Raw genomic sequence first — 17,390 nt, forward strand, 5'->3', positions numbered from 1 at the left:
AGACAACCTATAGTAGGATTATTAAGTTTAACCAGTCAACCAAAAACAGGACGATACAATCACTTATATTATTACTATGTATATATAAGGTTTGAAAGTAGGTGTCACAAGTGTCACAAATGCCGCACCCGATGTTTTTAAAAAAACACCTTAATGTTTGTTTTCAATCACCCTTATGTTTTTAAAAAACATATAGGTTGATTTTAAAAAACATCGGGTTGATTGAAAAAAACATATAGGTTGATTTTTTTAATGTCTTGATAACTATTTTTATTTATGGAGAACTAAAACCTAATTAATCCTTTCTCCATATCCACGGACACATTACCCGTAGATGATTGGTGAAATAGTGGAAACACGCCATCACAATCCCGTGGTGGCGGTTTTCGTAAATGAAAAACTCTTCGGGGTTGTGTCCTAATGGTGAACGAAAAGCTTTCCACCGCTTATTGAAAGGTTTCTTCGGATTGCACCATACGGGCAATGAATCATGTTCGTCACACTCTCCCAAAATACCCGGAGCAACGACCGACTGTACTCCCAATTTCCTTGCACGCATGCCATAATCAAAATCCCCTAAAGCATGACGGAAACGATAATCGTTCATTCCAACTTTTTCGAGAACGCTTTTAGGGAACAATACAATATTACCGTTAAAGAAATCGCACTGTTGTGTTTTATCCGATGGATGCATTAATCCTTTCTTCTCCGTTCTTCCACCATAAGTGATAATAGCCTGATTTCCTACGGCACAGGTCTTTCCTACAATAATACACTTATCCTTATAAGCATTTGATGTTTGTAATAAAACGCTTAATGCATCCGGATAAATGGTAGTATCATCATTCAGCCACATATAGAAATCATAGTCGTTCGTTTCAGCAGCCCTACTCCAAGCCCTATACATTCCTCTGTTCCAAAACAGATTCCCATCTGCGTGAAGGATGTTGACATCAGGGAATTGTTCTTTGACAGCTTCGGGAGTTCCGTCGGTACAGCCGTCATCTGTCAGGTAGACGTCTACGGTGTATCCTTCTATCGGGAGCTGAGCGTATAGGTTTTGCAGGCATTGTAGGGTTTTTGCCTTGCGGTTGAAGACGGTTAGGAGGATGGCTAAGGATTGCATGTTACAATTTAGATCTGTTCCAATCAATATTTTCTTTAATTATTTTACAAGGGATTCCGGTATACATAGCATTTCAGAAATACACCTTTAAACGAAAAAAGTTAGAGAAACGATATTTTCAACTGTTATTAAAATGGATGAGGTTGTAAATTGATATTGTTATACTCAGAATGAAATCGTTTTTTATAAGAGATTTAAGCATGAGATTTATTATTTAATGGATTTTGTATATAGAGAAATATATTGGTCGCAGATTGTCGAATCGTTGTACTTAGTAGTTATTATCTGATATGCTCTTTGAACAACTTTATTGACTTCTTGCGGATTTGTACATACATATTCTAAAGTACTGCAAATAGAGTTAGGATTAGAAACGTCACAAAGGAAACCTGCTTCTCCGTATTGTAAGACGTATGGAACAGCCCCTGAATTTATTCCGCCTATGACCGGGACTTTTCTGACGATGCTTTCAAGTAATGTATTTCCAAAAGTTTCTTCTAATGAAGGAGTTATAAATAAAGTTGCTTGGTCAATATATTCTATAAGTTTATCATGTTTTACTGATCCTACAAGAATAACTTGTTGTAGTAGATTCTGCCTTTTCCATTTTTCTATAATCGGTTCTCCTTCAATGAAAGGTGCTCCTACTAATTGTAAAATAGCATTAGGAAACTTTTGTCTGAAAAGTCCAAAGGCTTTCAATAGATTTTTTATATTCTTTCTTTTGTCATTACTGGAAGATATACATAGAATATTTAATTTATTGGATTGTAAATGTGAATCTGTTCTGATGAAAGATGATTTTATGGAATTTGGAATTATGGGAACGGTTTTATGATATTTTTTTTCTATTAATTGAGCGGTATAAGGAGAGTTTGCTACAAAATGAATGTCTTCTTGTTGAAAAACCATTTCATTTATTATATATTTAAAACACCACGTTATTTTGTTTTTGGCTGACTCAATTTTCCATATATAAGAAGCCCAATCCCTTACTGTACATATAACAGGAATTTGCTTGCTGTAATATGAAGCTGCATAAGCGAAATCATAAGTCCAGTGTGCATGTAAAACATCTAAATCATCTAACCGATCTTTTAATAATACTTTTAACGAGTAAGCATTTTTGTAAACTCCCCATAAGTATTTCCAAGGATATTTTTGGTATGCAGTTACTGTATGAATTTCAAGGTTTTGACTCTGTATTTTAAAACTGTTATTCGCGATTGTAAAAATACGGACAAAATGACCGGCTTTTAAGAAAGATAATATTAGTGTATTTACAGCCGGAGCAGCATTGGGATAACAGTTGCTTTCTAGTAGTATTTTATCTTCTTTCTCTTCGAAGAATGGGAGAAAGGTGCTGATATCCACCATTGAAATAATTCCTATTCTCATTTCCCGATACAATAATATTCGACTCCTAAATTTTTCATTTCCTGCGCGTCATAAATATTCCTTCCGTCTATAACCAATGGTTTGTTCATGGCTTTCATCACGACTCCCCAACTTGGCAGGCGGAACTGTTTCCATTCGGTAAGTAGCAGTAGGGCGTCGGCATTGAGTACGGTGTCGTACATGTCTGCGGCATATTCCACTGCATTACCAATTCGACGGTGGCATTCGTCCATGGCAACCGGATCATACACACGGACTTTACATCCGGCTTTTAGCAATAGATCAATGGTGACCAGTGCCGTAGCTTCACGCATATCATCCGTCTCCGGTTTGAAAGCCAGTCCCCAAAGAGCGATTGTCTTTCCCTGGAGGGCTCCACCGTAATAGTTATTCAGTTTGTAGAACAGAATGCTTTTTTGATTTTCGTTCACTTCCTCTACCGCTTTCAGAACTTTCATACTGTAGCCATTCTTTTCCGCGGTTTTTATCAGTGCTTTTACATCTTTAGGGAAACAACTGCCGCCATATCCGCATCCCGGATATAGGAATTTGTTACCGATTCGGCTGTCCGAACCAATACCTTTACGTACCATATTCACATCTGCACCTACTAGTTCGCATAGGTTGGCAATGTCGTTCATGAAACTGATACGGGTAGCGAGCATGGAATTTGCTGCATATTTTATCATCTCTGCGGATGGGATGTCCGTGAAGATTACCCGAAAGTTGTTCAGCAAGAAAGGGCGATAGAGTTTACTCATTAGTTCCTGTGCCTTTTCGGATTCAACACCGACCACTACACGGTCAGGACTCATGAAGTCCTTGATGGCTGCACCCTCTTTCAGAAATTCGGGATTTGATGCCACATCAAATTCAATGTGTACACCGCGTTTATCCAGTTCTTCCTGAATAACGGCTCGCACTCTACGGGCTGTTCCAACGGGAACGGTCGATTTGGTAACTACTACCAGATATTTATTCATGTTTTGCCCGATAGTTTTTGCTACTTCTAGCACATACTTTAGGTCTGCGCTTCCGTCTTCGTCGGGCGGTGTGCCTACAGCGCTGAATACGATTTCCACATTATCTAGGCAGGAGGTGAGGTCAGTTGTAAAGTTCAGGCGTCCTTCTCGGTGATTTCGGAGTACCATTTCATCCAATTCAGGCTCATAGATAGGAATCTTTCCATTCAGGAGATTCTTGATTTTTTCTTCATTGACGTCTACACAAGTGACGTTTACGCCCATTTCGGCAAAACAAGTACCGGATACAAGTCCTACATAACCTGTACCTACAATTGCGATATTCATAATTGTTTTTTTTAATTATCTTTGCTTCCAGAAAATACTTCTGATCCATATTTTGAAATCCCGATCAGTCATATCGCGGAATTGTTCGGAGAATCCCATGGCAATCATCATCCATAATGAAATGTTCATTATGTCAAATCTATTAAAATCTTCAACCCATCCGTAAGCCCATCTGAAGGCTATAAATACACCTAGAATTTTAATATAAATATTGTTTGATTTATAAACTGCCAAATATGAACTTTTTAAGTAGATAAGACTGTACAAAATAACTCCGACCAGTCCCAACCATGTGAAAATATTGGGGTGACATACTTCATTGGAATGTCGTTCATATTTTCCTGTTTTTAGATTTTCTGCACTATAACTGCCAAAAGACATAGAATCATTGCCTCTTGCAGGAGTACGCCCAAACCATATGTAATTATGTCTGATAGCCGAACTTATAACTTCTTCATAAATGAAAGTGCGTGTATCTGCAGATAAATCTTCCTCAACCCATTGACCATTAACCATTTTTCGTTCAACTATCTTTCCTTCATTTTTGGATAAATCTTCAAAAATGTTAAACTGTCCGCTAATTCCTAGAAATAATAAGATTATAGGTAAGATATAAAATGTCCAGTGCAGAAGCTTTAATATTTTATTGGCAAAGAACTTGTGAAATAATATGCAGGCACTCATACATAAAGTAAAGAATGATTTTAAAACCTGACTTCGTGCTCCCAAATTAGCAAATAGCATTAATAATAATAGCAAGATAAAAATATATCTCCATTTTTTAGGAATGATGGGTAAAAAACAGGCAATCAAAAATATTGGACTTAAATAAAATTGATAGCTCGCAGTTCCTATTATCCATATGAATAATAGAAAAAATAGAGGAATTGCGTATTTAATCCATACGTGAAGTACATCATGCGATATTTTGGGTATAGAAAAAACATATGCAAAAACAGGTAATGACAAAGCTAATGCTCCGGTGATTAATTGTTTCCATTCCCAGTATCCATCTGCAATCAATATACCTCTAATACAACCTATAGTCATCCAGATGAGATAAATGAAGATAATAAGATAATCTTTATGATTGGATGGATGAAAATTCTTTTTTTTAATATGGAATAATAAAAAAATAGTTAAAAAACAAAAGATCCAATATATGACAGTATTTCCTATCGGTATTATACTCCATTGGGAAACAGACATAAAAGTAATTAGAAGTATAAAAAAAGAGAAAAATGTATTTTTTTTACTCATAAACATTATTAACGGACTATCTTGTTTTAAAGAATAAGTGGAATATTATATAAGCGAGAAGCTGTATTAGAGTAAGTTGAGTTTGTGCAACCTATAATTTTTTTTGTTCTACTAAGACAATATAATTCAGTGACAGCATTTTTCATTCCTTTTACTGTGTTTCTTGATAATTCCCATTTAGGGGAAATAATTCTGTTTGGAAATTTTTCAAGAAAAATTTCTTTAATTTGGTAGTCGTCAGAAGCTAGATAGAATTTACATAAAGGATTTACCTCTATTTCTTTGTTCATTAAGGAAATAAATTTTTCTATTGGATTTTCTGCTATTGCCGCTATATTATCAGTTCTACGTATATGAACCCCAATTATGTTAGATTCATATTTTTGAGTTATTTCATTAATTATATTTTCTATTGATTCTATTGGTCTGAAAAATCTTCCGATAGAATGTTGTATTTTTAGTGGGCAAAAACGATTATAGGCTGTTATGTAAATTTTATCCTTACCTTTTATTAAGTTATTGAAATCCATATCTAATATTTTATTTCCTTTATAGGAAGCATCAAATAACATAGAACGCCAAATATTAGGTATAAATAAATTATTTTTCCCACCAGGCTTCAAATAAAATTTGTGTAATGAAGAAATTGTAATGTCTTCGATTTCTATAGGTTGAAATAAATCCGTGTATTCGGCACAACAATCGGATGTTTTTTCCCAGTATATATTAATCGGGTAATGATAATGTTGATTTAATGCAATAGCGCTTAATATAGCATTCATTCGGTTGCATAATCCTGCTGTTGGAACTAATGTTATTTGCATATTAAATACTTTATGAGATTGTAGTTGCTATTTGTATTGTAATATTAATCCTCTTTGAATGGCTTATATAGATTCATTGGCAAGAGGACAATGCCTTATAGATATGTTCTCCGTGAACTAATGATTGCCGTATTTTGTGACAATTTTCAACCATTATAGAGTATTGTTCTGTCGTTAGTTTATCCGCAATCGTATCTATTTCGTCTAATGATTCAATTGTTATGCCTATTTTATTTTCTTCTACAAATTTGGCTGCTGCACTTTTTCTCCATACAATAATCGGAAGTCCGGCAACAATGTACATTGACATTTTATGGGGATTATTGACACATAGATAATTGTCCGTTTCTTTGGCAATGAAATCCCCCTCCCAGATTAGTCCGAAATGTCCTTCAATAATATTAGGTAATATGTCTGCATCGACACATCCTTTGTAAATTGAATTTCTGAATTTCATTTCCGGCCCTCCGTATATGATTAAATTATAATTATGTGGCTTATTATCCATATTTTGAAGAAATTTGGATTTACTTAGGTTACCGGCAAAGACAACTTGTATGCGTTGATCGGGTGTTCTTGTTTTTGTACGTCGTACAGGCAGGTTGTAGATATAATCGAATATATTTAATGAGATAATATTTGAAGTACAACCGAATAGTTTGAGTCTGTCGACCATAATGGGATTATGTGCTATTATATAATCACATTGCGACATTAATTTGATATCTGTGTTTATTTCACTTTCATTTATTCGGATACTTTCCGGTTCAGAGTATCTTAAACAATATAAATCGTGTATTAAAAATATAATCTTAAAATTCTTGATTCTTTTTATTCTTAAAATTTGTTTTAACAGTACATTGGATGTTTGTAAAAATAGAGTGTCTTCTTTTCCCAGGCTGAAAATTCGCATAAAGAGTTTAAATGCCAGTATCGTTTTCGCCAATTTATTGTGCCTGATTTTGGTTTTATCATTTTTCCCTAATGATTGAAATCCATTTTGTAAGACGAAATGAGAGATATCCTTTCGTGCTTTTGACGAAGCATTATATTCATTCAGGACATATTCTTCTATGATATACTTCATATCGTTTGCATATTTAAGACTTGTTCTATGATCGGTGCCATGTCATAATATTTATATTCAGCGAGACGTCCGCCGAAAATAACATTTGTCTCCTTATCAGCTAAAGCCTTATACTTTAAATAGAGCTTATTGTTTGTTTCATTATTTACCGGATAGTATGGCTCCATCCCGTCTTTCCATTCTGTGGAATATTCTTTTGAAACGACCGTTTTGGGGTGAGTGTCAACTTCTGCGCCAAACATTTCAAAATGTTTGTGTTCGATGATTCGCGTATAAGGAATTTCCCGTTCCGTATAGTTTATTACGGCATTGCCTTGATAGTTGGTGATATTATGAATTTCTTCTTCAAAGCGTACTGTGCGGTATTCTAGCTTGCCATAGCGGTAATCATAATATTCATCTATTTTTCCGGTGAACACTATTTTCTCCGCTAATGATTCCCAATAAGGACGGTTTTCAAAGAAATCTTTATCGGACATGGTTTCTATACCGGACAAAAGACCTTCAATCAATTTGTTGTAGCCACCGATAGGTATCCCTTGGTATTTATCATTGAAATAGTTATTGTCAAATACCATACGAACCGGTAATCTCTTGATGATAAATGCCGGAAGTTCCGTGCAGGCTCTTCCCCATTGTTTTTCAGTATAGCCTTTTATCAGTTTTTCATAAATATCTTTGCCAATCAGACAAATAGCTTGTTCTTCTAAATTCCGGGGCTCGGTGATGCCGTCAGCTCTCATTTTTACGACAGCTTCTTGCTTTTGCTCTTCTATCTTAGCTAATGCTTCAGCCGGGGTAGTCACGCCCCACATCTGATAAAAAGTGTTCATATTGAAAGGCAGGTTATACAACTTTCCTTTATAGTTGGCAACCGGACAATTGGTATATCTGTTAAATGGGACAATCGAGTTTACAAAATCCCATACTTCTTTATTGGATGTATGGAAGATATGAGCGCCATATTTATGAACATTGATGCCCTCTATCTTTTCGCAATATATATTACCCCCTAATTGTGGGCGTTTATCAATGATAAGAACTTTTTGGCCGGCTTGTTTGGCGCGATAGGAGAAAGTGGCGCCGAATAATCCTGAACCGACAATTAGATAATTATATGCTTTCATAGACTATAGCTTTTGTTTAAGAAATTATCTGTGGATTTGTTATAACTCCATAGCATGGGTATATGCTTTTTCAACAAAACACCAACTATGTAGAATAAGCACAGTGATAAAATGGTTTTATAAATGCCAAACAGGATATCTGATTGTTGAATATTATTAATATCAATAGGCGATGTACCTAATAATTTGTAAGAAAATAGTGTTAGCTTTTGTGCTATTGGGTTTAGATAGGAAGCATTTGCATGCAATGCAAAAATGAAAAGTGAATAAATTCCTAATTTTTCAAATACTATGCTAAACCTAAAACGGCTAATCAATTTACTTATTATTACAACAAACGCTATACCACCGATACTTGAAGCAAAGAATATAAACGGATTTGGAATAATAGATAGATCTCCTATATCAACTTTAAAATTCATTATTCCTGCATAGATAAAGACCGGTAACGTTAAAACCAGTATAGTAATATCCAATCGTTTTCTATTATTGCTGTGATAGTATAAATCACCCAGGTATAGAAAAGAAGTTACTAAAAACGCTTGTGATAACCATAAGGGTAACTCTATCTGAAAATAGAAAAAGATTAAACCTATTACGGTTAAAAGAAAAATTGGAAGAAACGGATTCTTAAAATTCTTCTTAATAAGGTAATAAAAAGATACGGCAAAGAAAAGGCAGAAAATGAACCATAAAGGATAATCTATGTTTCTAGTCATGTAGAATGTTAAATCAGTGAGAGGCTTATAATTTCCTTTTAAAAATACTTTGAGTATGAGCTTTATACTCAAGCATATCAGATAGAAACTAATTAATGGGACTAACAAAGTTCTCCATTTTTTATAAAAAAAGACACGATATGAATCGTTTGGATTGATAAAACAGCCTGATAACAAGAAAAATAGGGCCATGTGAAATAATAATATCCAATTGAGGATTGGACAACAACCGAATGTATGTCCCCATACGACTAAAATAATACCTATACCCTTAGCTATATCTACGGATTTATCTCTTTGCATATATTTTCTGTTTGAGTTTTAGGAACATTGCGTATGTCATATTTTTTTCTTCTTTATTAAATGAAATGATATAAAAGAAATATAGGTAGGAAAGCATACTGACAATCGCGATAATAATGAACCGGATAAAAGACGGCTGCATTGTCTGCTTAATTATTTCCCCGACTAAAATGCCCAAACTTACACAGAACAACATGCTGAATATTACACTCTTTGTATAACTAAAGGCATTAATTTTACATAAAATCTGACCGAAATATAAGTCACAAATGATTTTGATAATTGTACCGATTATCATAGAGATATATAAGAATTCGGGGCTCATACCTAATATAAATCCAATGATGGTCAGCAGAACCGGCAGGAAGTTAATGATTGAACTCCAAAGCGAATACTTTTTAATTTTACCGACGGAGGCTATTGCTTGTGGTATGAATAAAGTGAGATTCTGCAGTATATTTGTTATTAACAGCAATATACAAAATGAATTGCTATATTGTGGTGGCGTTTTTAACCAAAGTTTTAGTATATAGTCCGCATCTACCAAAACAGGTATAAAGAAGATGGTAACAATGAAAAAAGTTATTTTTGAACCTGTTATAGCGGCACGGAGCATCAATGTATTATCTTTAGCGCCTGCGCTTTTGGTAATAACCGGGTTTAGAGCTTTTTTTATGCTTGAACCGAAAGTACCTAACTGCCCGGATACTTGGTTGGCAATACCTTGCGCTGCATTGGCTATAGTGCCGTAGAAATGATTCAAGACCAATCCCAAACCGTAGCCGGATAAAATCGTTGAAGTACTTCCTAATAAGTTCCAGCCTGCAAAGCTACTCATCTCTTTCATCAACCCTTTATGCCAATATTTGCGAAGCTGTATAATACATTCTTCATAGTGCTTATGGCAATATACCCGCATGATACTCATGGTTATCAATGGAATACATGCCATCAATATTCCATAAACAATCAGTTTATCCGAAAGGGTATAGACAACAATAAAGGCTACTATTAGTTTTAAAACAGATTCGATAATCCCTACAATGGAATAATAGAGCATATTCTCATGTGCATTAAGCACAGCATCGTATGGCACAGTCATTACGGTAAACATCGTGCTGACGATCAGACTTCCATAAACAACTTGTGCTGCAAAAACTCTGTCTGTCGGAATGTTGAGGATTCCATTAAAAAAGAAATAGCCAGCTATCAATAATACTACTCCAACGAGTAATGAAATGAGAAGGTGCAGAACTACACTGACATTGAATATACTTTTCTGTTTTTCTTTATTCCCTTCTCCTTCGGTATAGGACATGAACCGTTGAGTGGCACCTGCCATTGCCGCATTTAGAAATCCCAGCATGGCAATAGCTCCGCCTACGATATTGAAAATACCGAAGTCGGTTGCTCCTAAGGAATTAAGAATCAGACGGGTAGTGTATAACGATATGAACATCGTTACACCCATCTTAGCATATAGATAACCTGTGTTTTTAATTACACGGTTGGCTGTGGACATATTCTAAAGTCTCTGCAATTTTTTGTTCTTCTTTTGTCAATCCCCTCTCCTGCCAGCTATTGATAATCTCATTTGCTTCATCGGCCAATGCTTCATCAAGGACTTCTCCGTAACAATAGATAAGGAGTTGGCATTTCAATAAGGATGGAGACAATTGGTTTAGTATCCGAAAGATACGATCCAAGATGATTTGTTTCTTTTTATCGTCATCCTGACCATATATGACGGCGTTATAACCCATTAAGAGGGATAGGCATAGGGCAGCCTCCTGCTCTGCATCTTTTCCTCTGACGGGAAAAAGTGCATCAACCAAATGACGGATTTCCGTATTCACACGGCTAATGTCATCGGCATAAACAGGTTCGTCAATATAGTCGAGGAAAAGCTGCTGACGTGCTAAGCGTTGCAGTTTCTCGACCTGTACCTGTAAGGTATCCATGTATGTTTTGAATTATTCTATTTTGGTGCAGTACCATTTAGGGATGTGTATCATAACTCCCAGTGTGACAATGGTAATGACCACGTAAAAGCGATTTTTGTAACGGACTAACTTCCCTTCCAAACCTTTGAAAGGACCATGTGTGACGCGAACTCTCTGACCTTTTTTAGCTTCCGCCATAGCAGCATCTACATAGAGTGTGCCTTCGTAATTGGGATCACAGATGGCGCGAAATTCGATCATTTCTTTATCACGTATCTCATAATAACTTTGTGTATCACGATTACGGATAAAAAAGATAGGCACAGGGCAATCACTCGTTGCTTTGCTAATTTGTTTTTCACTCTGTGTCTTTTCCAGAAATAACAGATTATGAACTGCGGGTATCTGAACCCGATGTTTTTTACCATCAGGTGTGATGCGCTCTTCATAACGCATGGGGATGAAAGAATTTAGTCCTTTTTGGGTAAAGAAATCGGCTACAAACTTTTCTTTGCAATAGAAAGTGCGGACGGCATACCATACGCGCGTTTCTTTTTGCTCTTTCTCGTCTGGCTCTTCCATCTCATTTATTAGGTAAAATATTATTTTTTACTTTAATAAGCGTTTCTCTTAGGGATAAACCTTCCTGACTCTCTACAGTGTTATGTGTCTGTGAGTCAATAAGAAATGCCCAAAAGGAAATAGCCTTTTTGTCCTACCTCTATATAAGAGGTAGAATAACACCCCTACATGATTGTCTTTCTGTATATTATGTAACATCTCAAGCTCGATACTTATAACTCTTCATCAAAAAAATGTCAAAATAAGCAGTTAAATGCAAGAAATTAACTGCTATAAAAATTGCTTTATATTATTGTTTTAGCTTATCTTTGCGGCGTTTTAGTACTCTGTCCATACCTCTGTGAGTACAACCTCTTATATAGAGGTAGGACTAATCTTGTCAAAGAATATTTCAGTGTATTTCATCTATATTTCATATTTATCATAAATAATCGGGAAAAGGTGCTCGTATCTCAAACTTTATTTTTACTTTTGTCTGCTGTAAAACAAAGGGGTGCCCCGGTGGGCTGAGATTATACCCTGAGAACCTGATGCAGTTAGTACTGCCGAAGGGATTGTTACTCTTTTCTTTTCCTGCATCCGCAGCTCTTTGTATTTACACATTACTTATTTTATTTATGAACATAAAATGCTATGAAAGTATTGGTAAATAACAAAGAACAGGAAGTTACTTCCGACACTTCTGTTTCCACGTTGGCACAATCGTTGCAATTGCCGGAAAAAGGGATTGCTATCGCTGTAAACAACCGTATGGTTTCCCGTACGGAATGGGATGGTTTTGTCTTGAAAGAGAACGATAACATAGTAATTATTAAAGCAGCTTGCGGAGGATAAATCTAAATGGATTTACAGTTTATTACACATTTCACGGATAGATATTCGTATTATGATTCGGCACGGATGGCACTGGAAGGTGGTTGCCGCTGGATACAATTGCGAATGAAAGATGCTTCTTCGGAAGAATTGGAACAGGAAGCGGTAAAGGTACGGGCATTATGCCGGGAATATCATGCGGTGTTTATCATTGATGACCATGTGGAGTTGGTGAAACGACTGCATGTCGACGGGGTGCATTTAGGAAAGATGGATATGCCGGTGGCAGAAGCCCGTCGTATATTGGGGAATAATTTCATTATCGGAGGTACGGCAAATACTTTCGAGGATGTGAAAATGCATTATGAAGCCGGAGCTAACTATGTGGGATGCGGTCCTTTCAGATATACGACTACGAAGAAGAATCTAAGTCCGATACTTGGTTTGGAGGGATATAGGAATATTATTTCCCGACTGAAAGCGGAGAATATAGCGATGCCGTTAGTCGCCATCGGAGGTATTACGAAAGAAGATATTCCGGTTATTGCGGAAACGGGAGTGGTTGGTATCGCTCTATCCGGAACGGTGCTGAGAGCGGATGATCCGGTTCGGGAAATGAGGGAATTGGTAGAGATGACCCGACAGTTGGGAGTGGAATCGGATTGGCAGATGGAATATTTTAAAGACGAAAAATATAATAAGAAGTAGAATATACGAATATGGAGAAATTGATTATTGCGGGAAAGGAATTTAACTCCCGCCTATTCCTTGGAACGGGAAAATTCAGTTCCAATCAGCTGATGGAAGATTCTATTCTTGCATCCGGCTGTGAAATGGTGACTGTAGCCATGAAACGTGTCGATTTGGATGATAAAGAAGATGATATGTTGAAGCATATCGTTCATCCGAATATCCGGCTTTTACCGAATACTTCGGGCGTTCGCGATGCGGAAGAGGCTGTTTTTGCCGCTCAGATGGCACGCGAGGCTTTTGGTACAAATTGGTTGAAACTGGAGATTCATCCGGATCCCCGTTACCTCCTACCCGATTCGATTGAAACACTGAAAGCGACTGAGCAGTTGGTGAAGTTGGGATTTGTGGTATTGCCTTATTGCCAGGCGGATCCTACGCTGTGTAAACGTTTGGAGGAAGCCGGAGCTGCCACAGTAATGCCTTTGGGTGCTCCTATCGGAACAAATAAAGGTTTGCAAACGAGGGACTTTCTGCGTATTATAATAGAACAAGCAAATGTACCTGTTGTAGTGGATGCCGGTATCGGTGCTCCGAGTCACGCCGCAGAAGCAATGGAACTGGGCGCATCCGCAGTGTTGGTAAATACGGCGATTGCTGTGGCCGGAAATCCGGTAGAGATGGCAAAAGCCTTTAAATTGGCGGTAGAATCCGGACGAATGGCTTATGAAGCCGGTTTGGGATCAGTGGGCTTCACTGCTTCCGCTTCTTCTCCTTTAACTTCATTCCTTGACTAAATAAAAACAATTATGGAAGATAACAAAAAAGATAAGCCTTACGCACATCGGGAAAAGGCATATATACAAGGTACAATGTTTCCTTTTATAAAGGTAGGCATGCAAAAAGTGAACCTTACTCCTACCGTGACTACGGTAAACGGTGAAAAGATAACTACCCCCAATGCTCCTGTTTATATATATGATACAAGTGGTCCGTTCAGTGACCCGGACGTGAAGATTGATTTGAAGAAAGGCTTGCCGCATATGCGTGAAAGCTGGATTACAGGTCGTGGAGATGTGGAGCAATTGCCTTCTATTACTTCCGAATATGGTAAGATGCGCAGAGATGACAAGAGTTTGGATCATTTGCGTTTTGAGCATATTGCATTGCCTTATCGGGCTAAATCGGGAAAAGCGATTACACAAATGGCGTATGCCAAAGCGGGTGTTGTAACTCCTGAAATGGAATATGTGGCTATCCGTGAGAATATGAATTGTAAAGAATTGGGTATCGATACGCATATTACTCCCGAGTTTGTACGTGACGAGATTGCTGCCGGACGTGCTGTTCTTCCTGCCAATATCAATCATCCGGAGAGTGAACCGATGATTATCGGACGTAATTTCTTAGTGAAGATTAATACAAATATAGGGAACTCTGCCACAACTTCCACGATTGAAGAAGAGGTGGATAAGGCTGTATGGAGCTGCCAATGGGGAGGTGATACGTTGATGGATTTATCTACGGGAGATAATATCCATGAAACCCGTGAATGGATTGTACGTAATTGTCCTGTTCCGGTAGGTACTGTACCTATCTATCAGGCATTGGAGAAAGTAAACGGCAAGGTGGAAGACCTTAGTTGGGAGATTTATAAAGATACCTTGATTGAGCAATGTGAACAAGGGGTGGATTACTTTACGATTCATGCCGGGATACGTCGACACAATGTACATTTGGCTGATAAACGTCTGTGCGGTATTGTGAGCCGGGGCGGTAGCATTATGAGTAAATGGTGCTTGATTCATAACCAGGAAAGTTTTCTTTATGAGCATTTTGATGATATTTGTGATATTCTCGCTCAGTATGATGTCGCTATTTCTTTGGGTGACGGACTTCGCCCGGGATGTATTGCCGATGCCAATGACGAAGCCCAGTTTGCAGAATTGGATACGATGGGAGAATTGGTTGTTCGTGCGTGGGATAAGAATGTACAGGCATTCATAGAGGGGCCGGGTCATGTGCCTTTGCATAAGATTAAAGAGAATATGGAACGTCAGATTTCTCATTGCCATAATGCGCCTTTCTATACGCTCGGTCCGTTAGTGACGGATATTGCTCCGGCATACGATCATATCACATCGGCTATCGGTGCGGCTCAAATAGGTTGGCTGGGTACTGCTATGCTTTGTTATGTTACTCCGAAAGAACATTTGGGATTGCCTAATAAGGAAGATGTGCGCACGGGAGTGATTACTTACAAAATTGCTGCTCACGCTGCGGATTTGGCAAAAGGTCATCCGGGCGCGCAGGTGCGTGATAATGCATTGAGCAAGGCACGCTATGAATTCCGTTGGCGTGATCAGTTCCATTTGAGTCTGGATCCGGACCGTGCTTTGGAATTCTTCCAGGAAGGACGTCACACAGACGGCGAGTATTGTACCATGTGCGGACCTAATTTCTGTGCAATGAAATTGAGCCGTGATTTGAAAGACGTGGAAAATAAATAAAATGGAAGCCGGAAGTTTTAAAGAAACATTATCAGGAAAACTGGGCAGGCAGATGGTAGACGGTATTGTGAGGCAGGTGGAAGAAACACCTGCCCGCTTTTCCGAACTCTATTCTTTATTGGATGATGAAGACTCAAAGATTTCATGGAGAGCTGCTTGGGCATGTGAAAAGCTATGCCTGAAGTATCCTGAATTCTTTTTGCCCAAACGCGAAGAGTTGATGGAACGGGCAGTGCGGTGTATGCATGACGGTCAAAAACGCCTGTTATTAAATATGGTTTATCTGCTTCCCGTGTACGAACCCATTTCTGTGATGTTTCTGGACTTTTGTCTTTCAGCGATGTTATCTCCTAATGAAAGTGTTGCCGTGCAGGCGGTTTGTATGAAGTTGGCATATTCCCTATGTCTGAAAGAACCAGAATTAATGGGTGAACTTCAGGCTTATTTGGAGAATGCGGAACCGGAATATCTTTCTACGGCCGTACAGTGCACACGAAGAACGATTCTTAAAAAGATAAGAAAAGGGAGAAATAATAGTTTATCAGAACTTTAAAATAGCAAATACAATGTTTTCAGAAGAACTTGAAAAAATAAATTGGGAGGAGACGACCAAAGCCATCTACTCCAAGACTGATGCCGATGTGCGACGTGCGCTCGGAAAGTCACGTTGCGATGTGGATGATTTTATGGCATTGCTCTCTCCTGCTGCCGAACCCTATCTGGAGACGATGGCGCAATTAAGCCGTAAATATACGTTGGAACGTTTCGGAAAAACCATGTCGATGTTCATCCCTTTGTATATAACAAATTCTTGTACTAACTCTTGCGTATATTGCGGATTTCATATCAGCAATCCGATGAAGCGTACTATCTTGACCGAGGAAGAGATTGTCAATGAATATAAGGCAATCAAGAAACTGGCTCCGTTTGAGAATCTGTTGTTGGTGACGGGTGAAAATCCTGCCAAAGCCGGAGTACCGTATATTGCTCGTGCGCTTGACTTGGCAAAACCTTATTTTTCTAATCTTAAAATAGAGGTTATGCCTCTTGATGTAGAAGAGTATGAGGAACTTACGCATCACGGTCTGAATGGTGTTATCTGTTTTCAAGAGACTTATCACAAAGCGAATTATAATATTTATCATCCTCGCGGAATGAAGTCTAAGTTTGATTGGCGTGTAAACGGTTTTGACCGTATGGGGATGGCGGGAGTACATTCTATCGGTATGGGAGTGCTTATCGGGTTAGAAAAGGATTGGCGTACGGATATTACGATGATGGCTTATCATCTACGCTATCTTCAGAAGCGTTATTGGAAAACCAAATATAGCGTGAACTTTCCTCGTATGCGCCCGTCTGAAAATGGTGGGTTCCAGCCGAATGTGATTATGAATGATAAGCAATTGGCACAGGTGACTTTTGCCATGCGTATCTTTGACCATGATGTGGATATCTCTTATTCAACCCGTGAACCGGCAAAGATTCGGGATCATATGGCTACGCTTGGAGTGACTACCATGAGTGCAGAAAGTAAAACGGAACCGGGAGGATATTATAGCTATCCGCAGACTTTGGAACAATTCCACGTAAGTGATGAGCGTACGGCAAAAGAGATAGCAGCTGTATTGAAGTCTTTAGGACGAGAACCGGTTTGGAAAGATTGGGATGAATCCTTTGATCATGTAAAAGCAGTGTGAT

General features: G+C 37.9%; 17 protein-coding genes and 1 riboswitch. Of the genes, 6 read left to right on the forward strand and 11 right to left on the reverse strand.

Annotated elements, in window-relative coordinates; all coding sequences use genetic code 11:
• Positions 1–295: 295 nt before the first annotated feature.
• The 11 genes from DXB63_RS07220 to DXB63_RS07270 all read right to left on the reverse strand — a co-directional run bounded on the left by DXB63_RS07220 (position 296) and on the right by DXB63_RS07270 (position 11,679).
• Complete coding sequence (locus DXB63_RS07220) at positions 296–1,126, reverse strand: glycosyltransferase family 2 protein (RefSeq protein ID WP_122125739.1); 831 nt, start codon at positions 1,124–1,126, stop codon at positions 296–298.
• 210 nt (positions 1,127–1,336) lie between these two features.
• Positions 1,337–2,524, reverse strand: coding sequence for a glycosyltransferase family 4 protein (locus DXB63_RS07225; RefSeq protein ID WP_122125740.1), 1,188 nt, complete (start codon positions 2,522–2,524; stop codon positions 1,337–1,339).
• Positions 2,521–3,834: a UDP-glucose/GDP-mannose dehydrogenase family protein gene (locus tag DXB63_RS07230; protein WP_122125741.1), complete on the reverse strand. Its 1,314-nt coding sequence runs from the start codon at positions 3,832–3,834 to the stop codon at positions 2,521–2,523. The genes DXB63_RS07225 and DXB63_RS07230 overlap by 4 nt, the downstream gene beginning before the upstream one ends.
• A gap of 15 nt (positions 3,835–3,849) precedes the next feature.
• A complete protein-coding gene (locus DXB63_RS07235) occupies positions 3,850–4,884 on the reverse strand; it encodes a hypothetical protein (RefSeq protein WP_233522818.1) in 1,035 nt (344 codons plus the stop codon).
• A gap of 236 nt (positions 4,885–5,120) precedes the next feature.
• A complete protein-coding gene (locus tag DXB63_RS07240; protein ID WP_147332267.1) occupies positions 5,121–5,918 on the reverse strand; it encodes a hypothetical protein in 798 nt (265 codons plus the stop codon).
• Positions 5,919–5,991: 73 nt separating this feature from the next.
• Positions 5,992–6,594, reverse strand: a complete 603-nt coding sequence (locus tag DXB63_RS17785) for a hypothetical protein (RefSeq protein WP_147332268.1) — start codon at positions 6,592–6,594, stop codon at positions 5,992–5,994.
• 407 nt (positions 6,595–7,001) lie between these two features.
• Complete coding sequence (gene glf / locus DXB63_RS07250) at positions 7,002–8,132, reverse strand: UDP-galactopyranose mutase (protein ID WP_122125745.1); 1,131 nt, start codon at positions 8,130–8,132, stop codon at positions 7,002–7,004.
• Positions 8,129–9,154, reverse strand: a complete 1,026-nt coding sequence (locus DXB63_RS07255; RefSeq protein WP_122125746.1) for an acyltransferase family protein — start codon at positions 9,152–9,154, stop codon at positions 8,129–8,131. Before DXB63_RS07255 ends, glf begins: the two co-directional genes overlap by 4 nt.
• A complete protein-coding gene (locus DXB63_RS07260; protein WP_122125747.1) occupies positions 9,141–10,676 on the reverse strand; it encodes an MATE family efflux transporter in 1,536 nt (511 codons plus the stop codon). Before DXB63_RS07260 ends, DXB63_RS07255 begins: the two co-directional genes overlap by 14 nt.
• Positions 10,651–11,115 (reverse strand): UpxZ family transcription anti-terminator antagonist, encoded by a 465-nt coding sequence (locus tag DXB63_RS07265; RefSeq protein WP_122125748.1) that lies wholly within the window; start codon positions 11,113–11,115, stop codon positions 10,651–10,653. Before DXB63_RS07265 ends, DXB63_RS07260 begins: the two co-directional genes overlap by 26 nt.
• 12 nt (positions 11,116–11,127) lie before the next feature.
• Positions 11,128–11,679: a UpxY family transcription antiterminator gene (locus DXB63_RS07270; protein WP_122125749.1), complete on the reverse strand. Its 552-nt coding sequence runs from the start codon at positions 11,677–11,679 to the stop codon at positions 11,128–11,130.
• Between the two features lie 479 nt (positions 11,680–12,158).
• Positions 12,159–12,250: riboswitch (TPP riboswitch) on the forward strand.
• Between the two features lie 62 nt (positions 12,251–12,312).
• Here DXB63_RS07270 and thiS point away from each other — a divergent pair.
• The 6 genes from thiS to thiH are packed head-to-tail and all read left to right on the forward strand — an operon-like array spanning position 12,313 to position 17,389.
• Positions 12,313–12,513 carry a sulfur carrier protein ThiS gene (gene thiS, locus DXB63_RS07275; protein ID WP_122125750.1) on the forward strand — a complete coding sequence of 67 codons (201 nt, stop codon included), beginning with the start codon at positions 12,313–12,315 and terminating at the stop codon, positions 12,511–12,513.
• A 6-nt stretch (positions 12,514–12,519) separates the two neighbouring features.
• Entirely contained in the window at positions 12,520–13,200 is a 681-nt protein-coding gene (locus tag DXB63_RS07280; RefSeq protein ID WP_122125751.1) for a thiamine phosphate synthase, read from the forward strand.
• A gap of 11 nt (positions 13,201–13,211) precedes the next feature.
• The gene (locus DXB63_RS07285) at positions 13,212–13,979 is read left to right on the forward strand and encodes a thiazole synthase (protein WP_122125752.1); all 768 of its coding nucleotides are present in this window, start codon (positions 13,212–13,214) and stop codon (positions 13,977–13,979) included.
• Positions 13,980–13,991: 12 nt separating this feature from the next.
• Entirely contained in the window at positions 13,992–15,692 is a 1,701-nt protein-coding gene (gene thiC, locus DXB63_RS07290) for a phosphomethylpyrimidine synthase ThiC (RefSeq protein ID WP_122125753.1), read from the forward strand.
• Position 15,693: 1 nt separating this feature from the next.
• Positions 15,694–16,245, forward strand: coding sequence for a hypothetical protein (locus tag DXB63_RS07295; protein WP_122125754.1), 552 nt, complete (start codon positions 15,694–15,696; stop codon positions 16,243–16,245).
• A 13-nt stretch (positions 16,246–16,258) separates the two neighbouring features.
• On the forward strand, positions 16,259–17,389 hold the full coding sequence (gene thiH / locus DXB63_RS07300; RefSeq protein ID WP_122125755.1) for a 2-iminoacetate synthase ThiH: 1,131 nt from the start codon (positions 16,259–16,261) through the stop codon (positions 17,387–17,389).
• The last annotated feature ends 1 nt before the right edge of the window (position 17,390 follow it).

The sequence above is a fragment of the Bacteroides sp. OM05-12 genome (assembly GCF_003438995.1).
GTDB lineage: Bacteria > Bacteroidota > Bacteroidia > Bacteroidales > Bacteroidaceae > Bacteroides.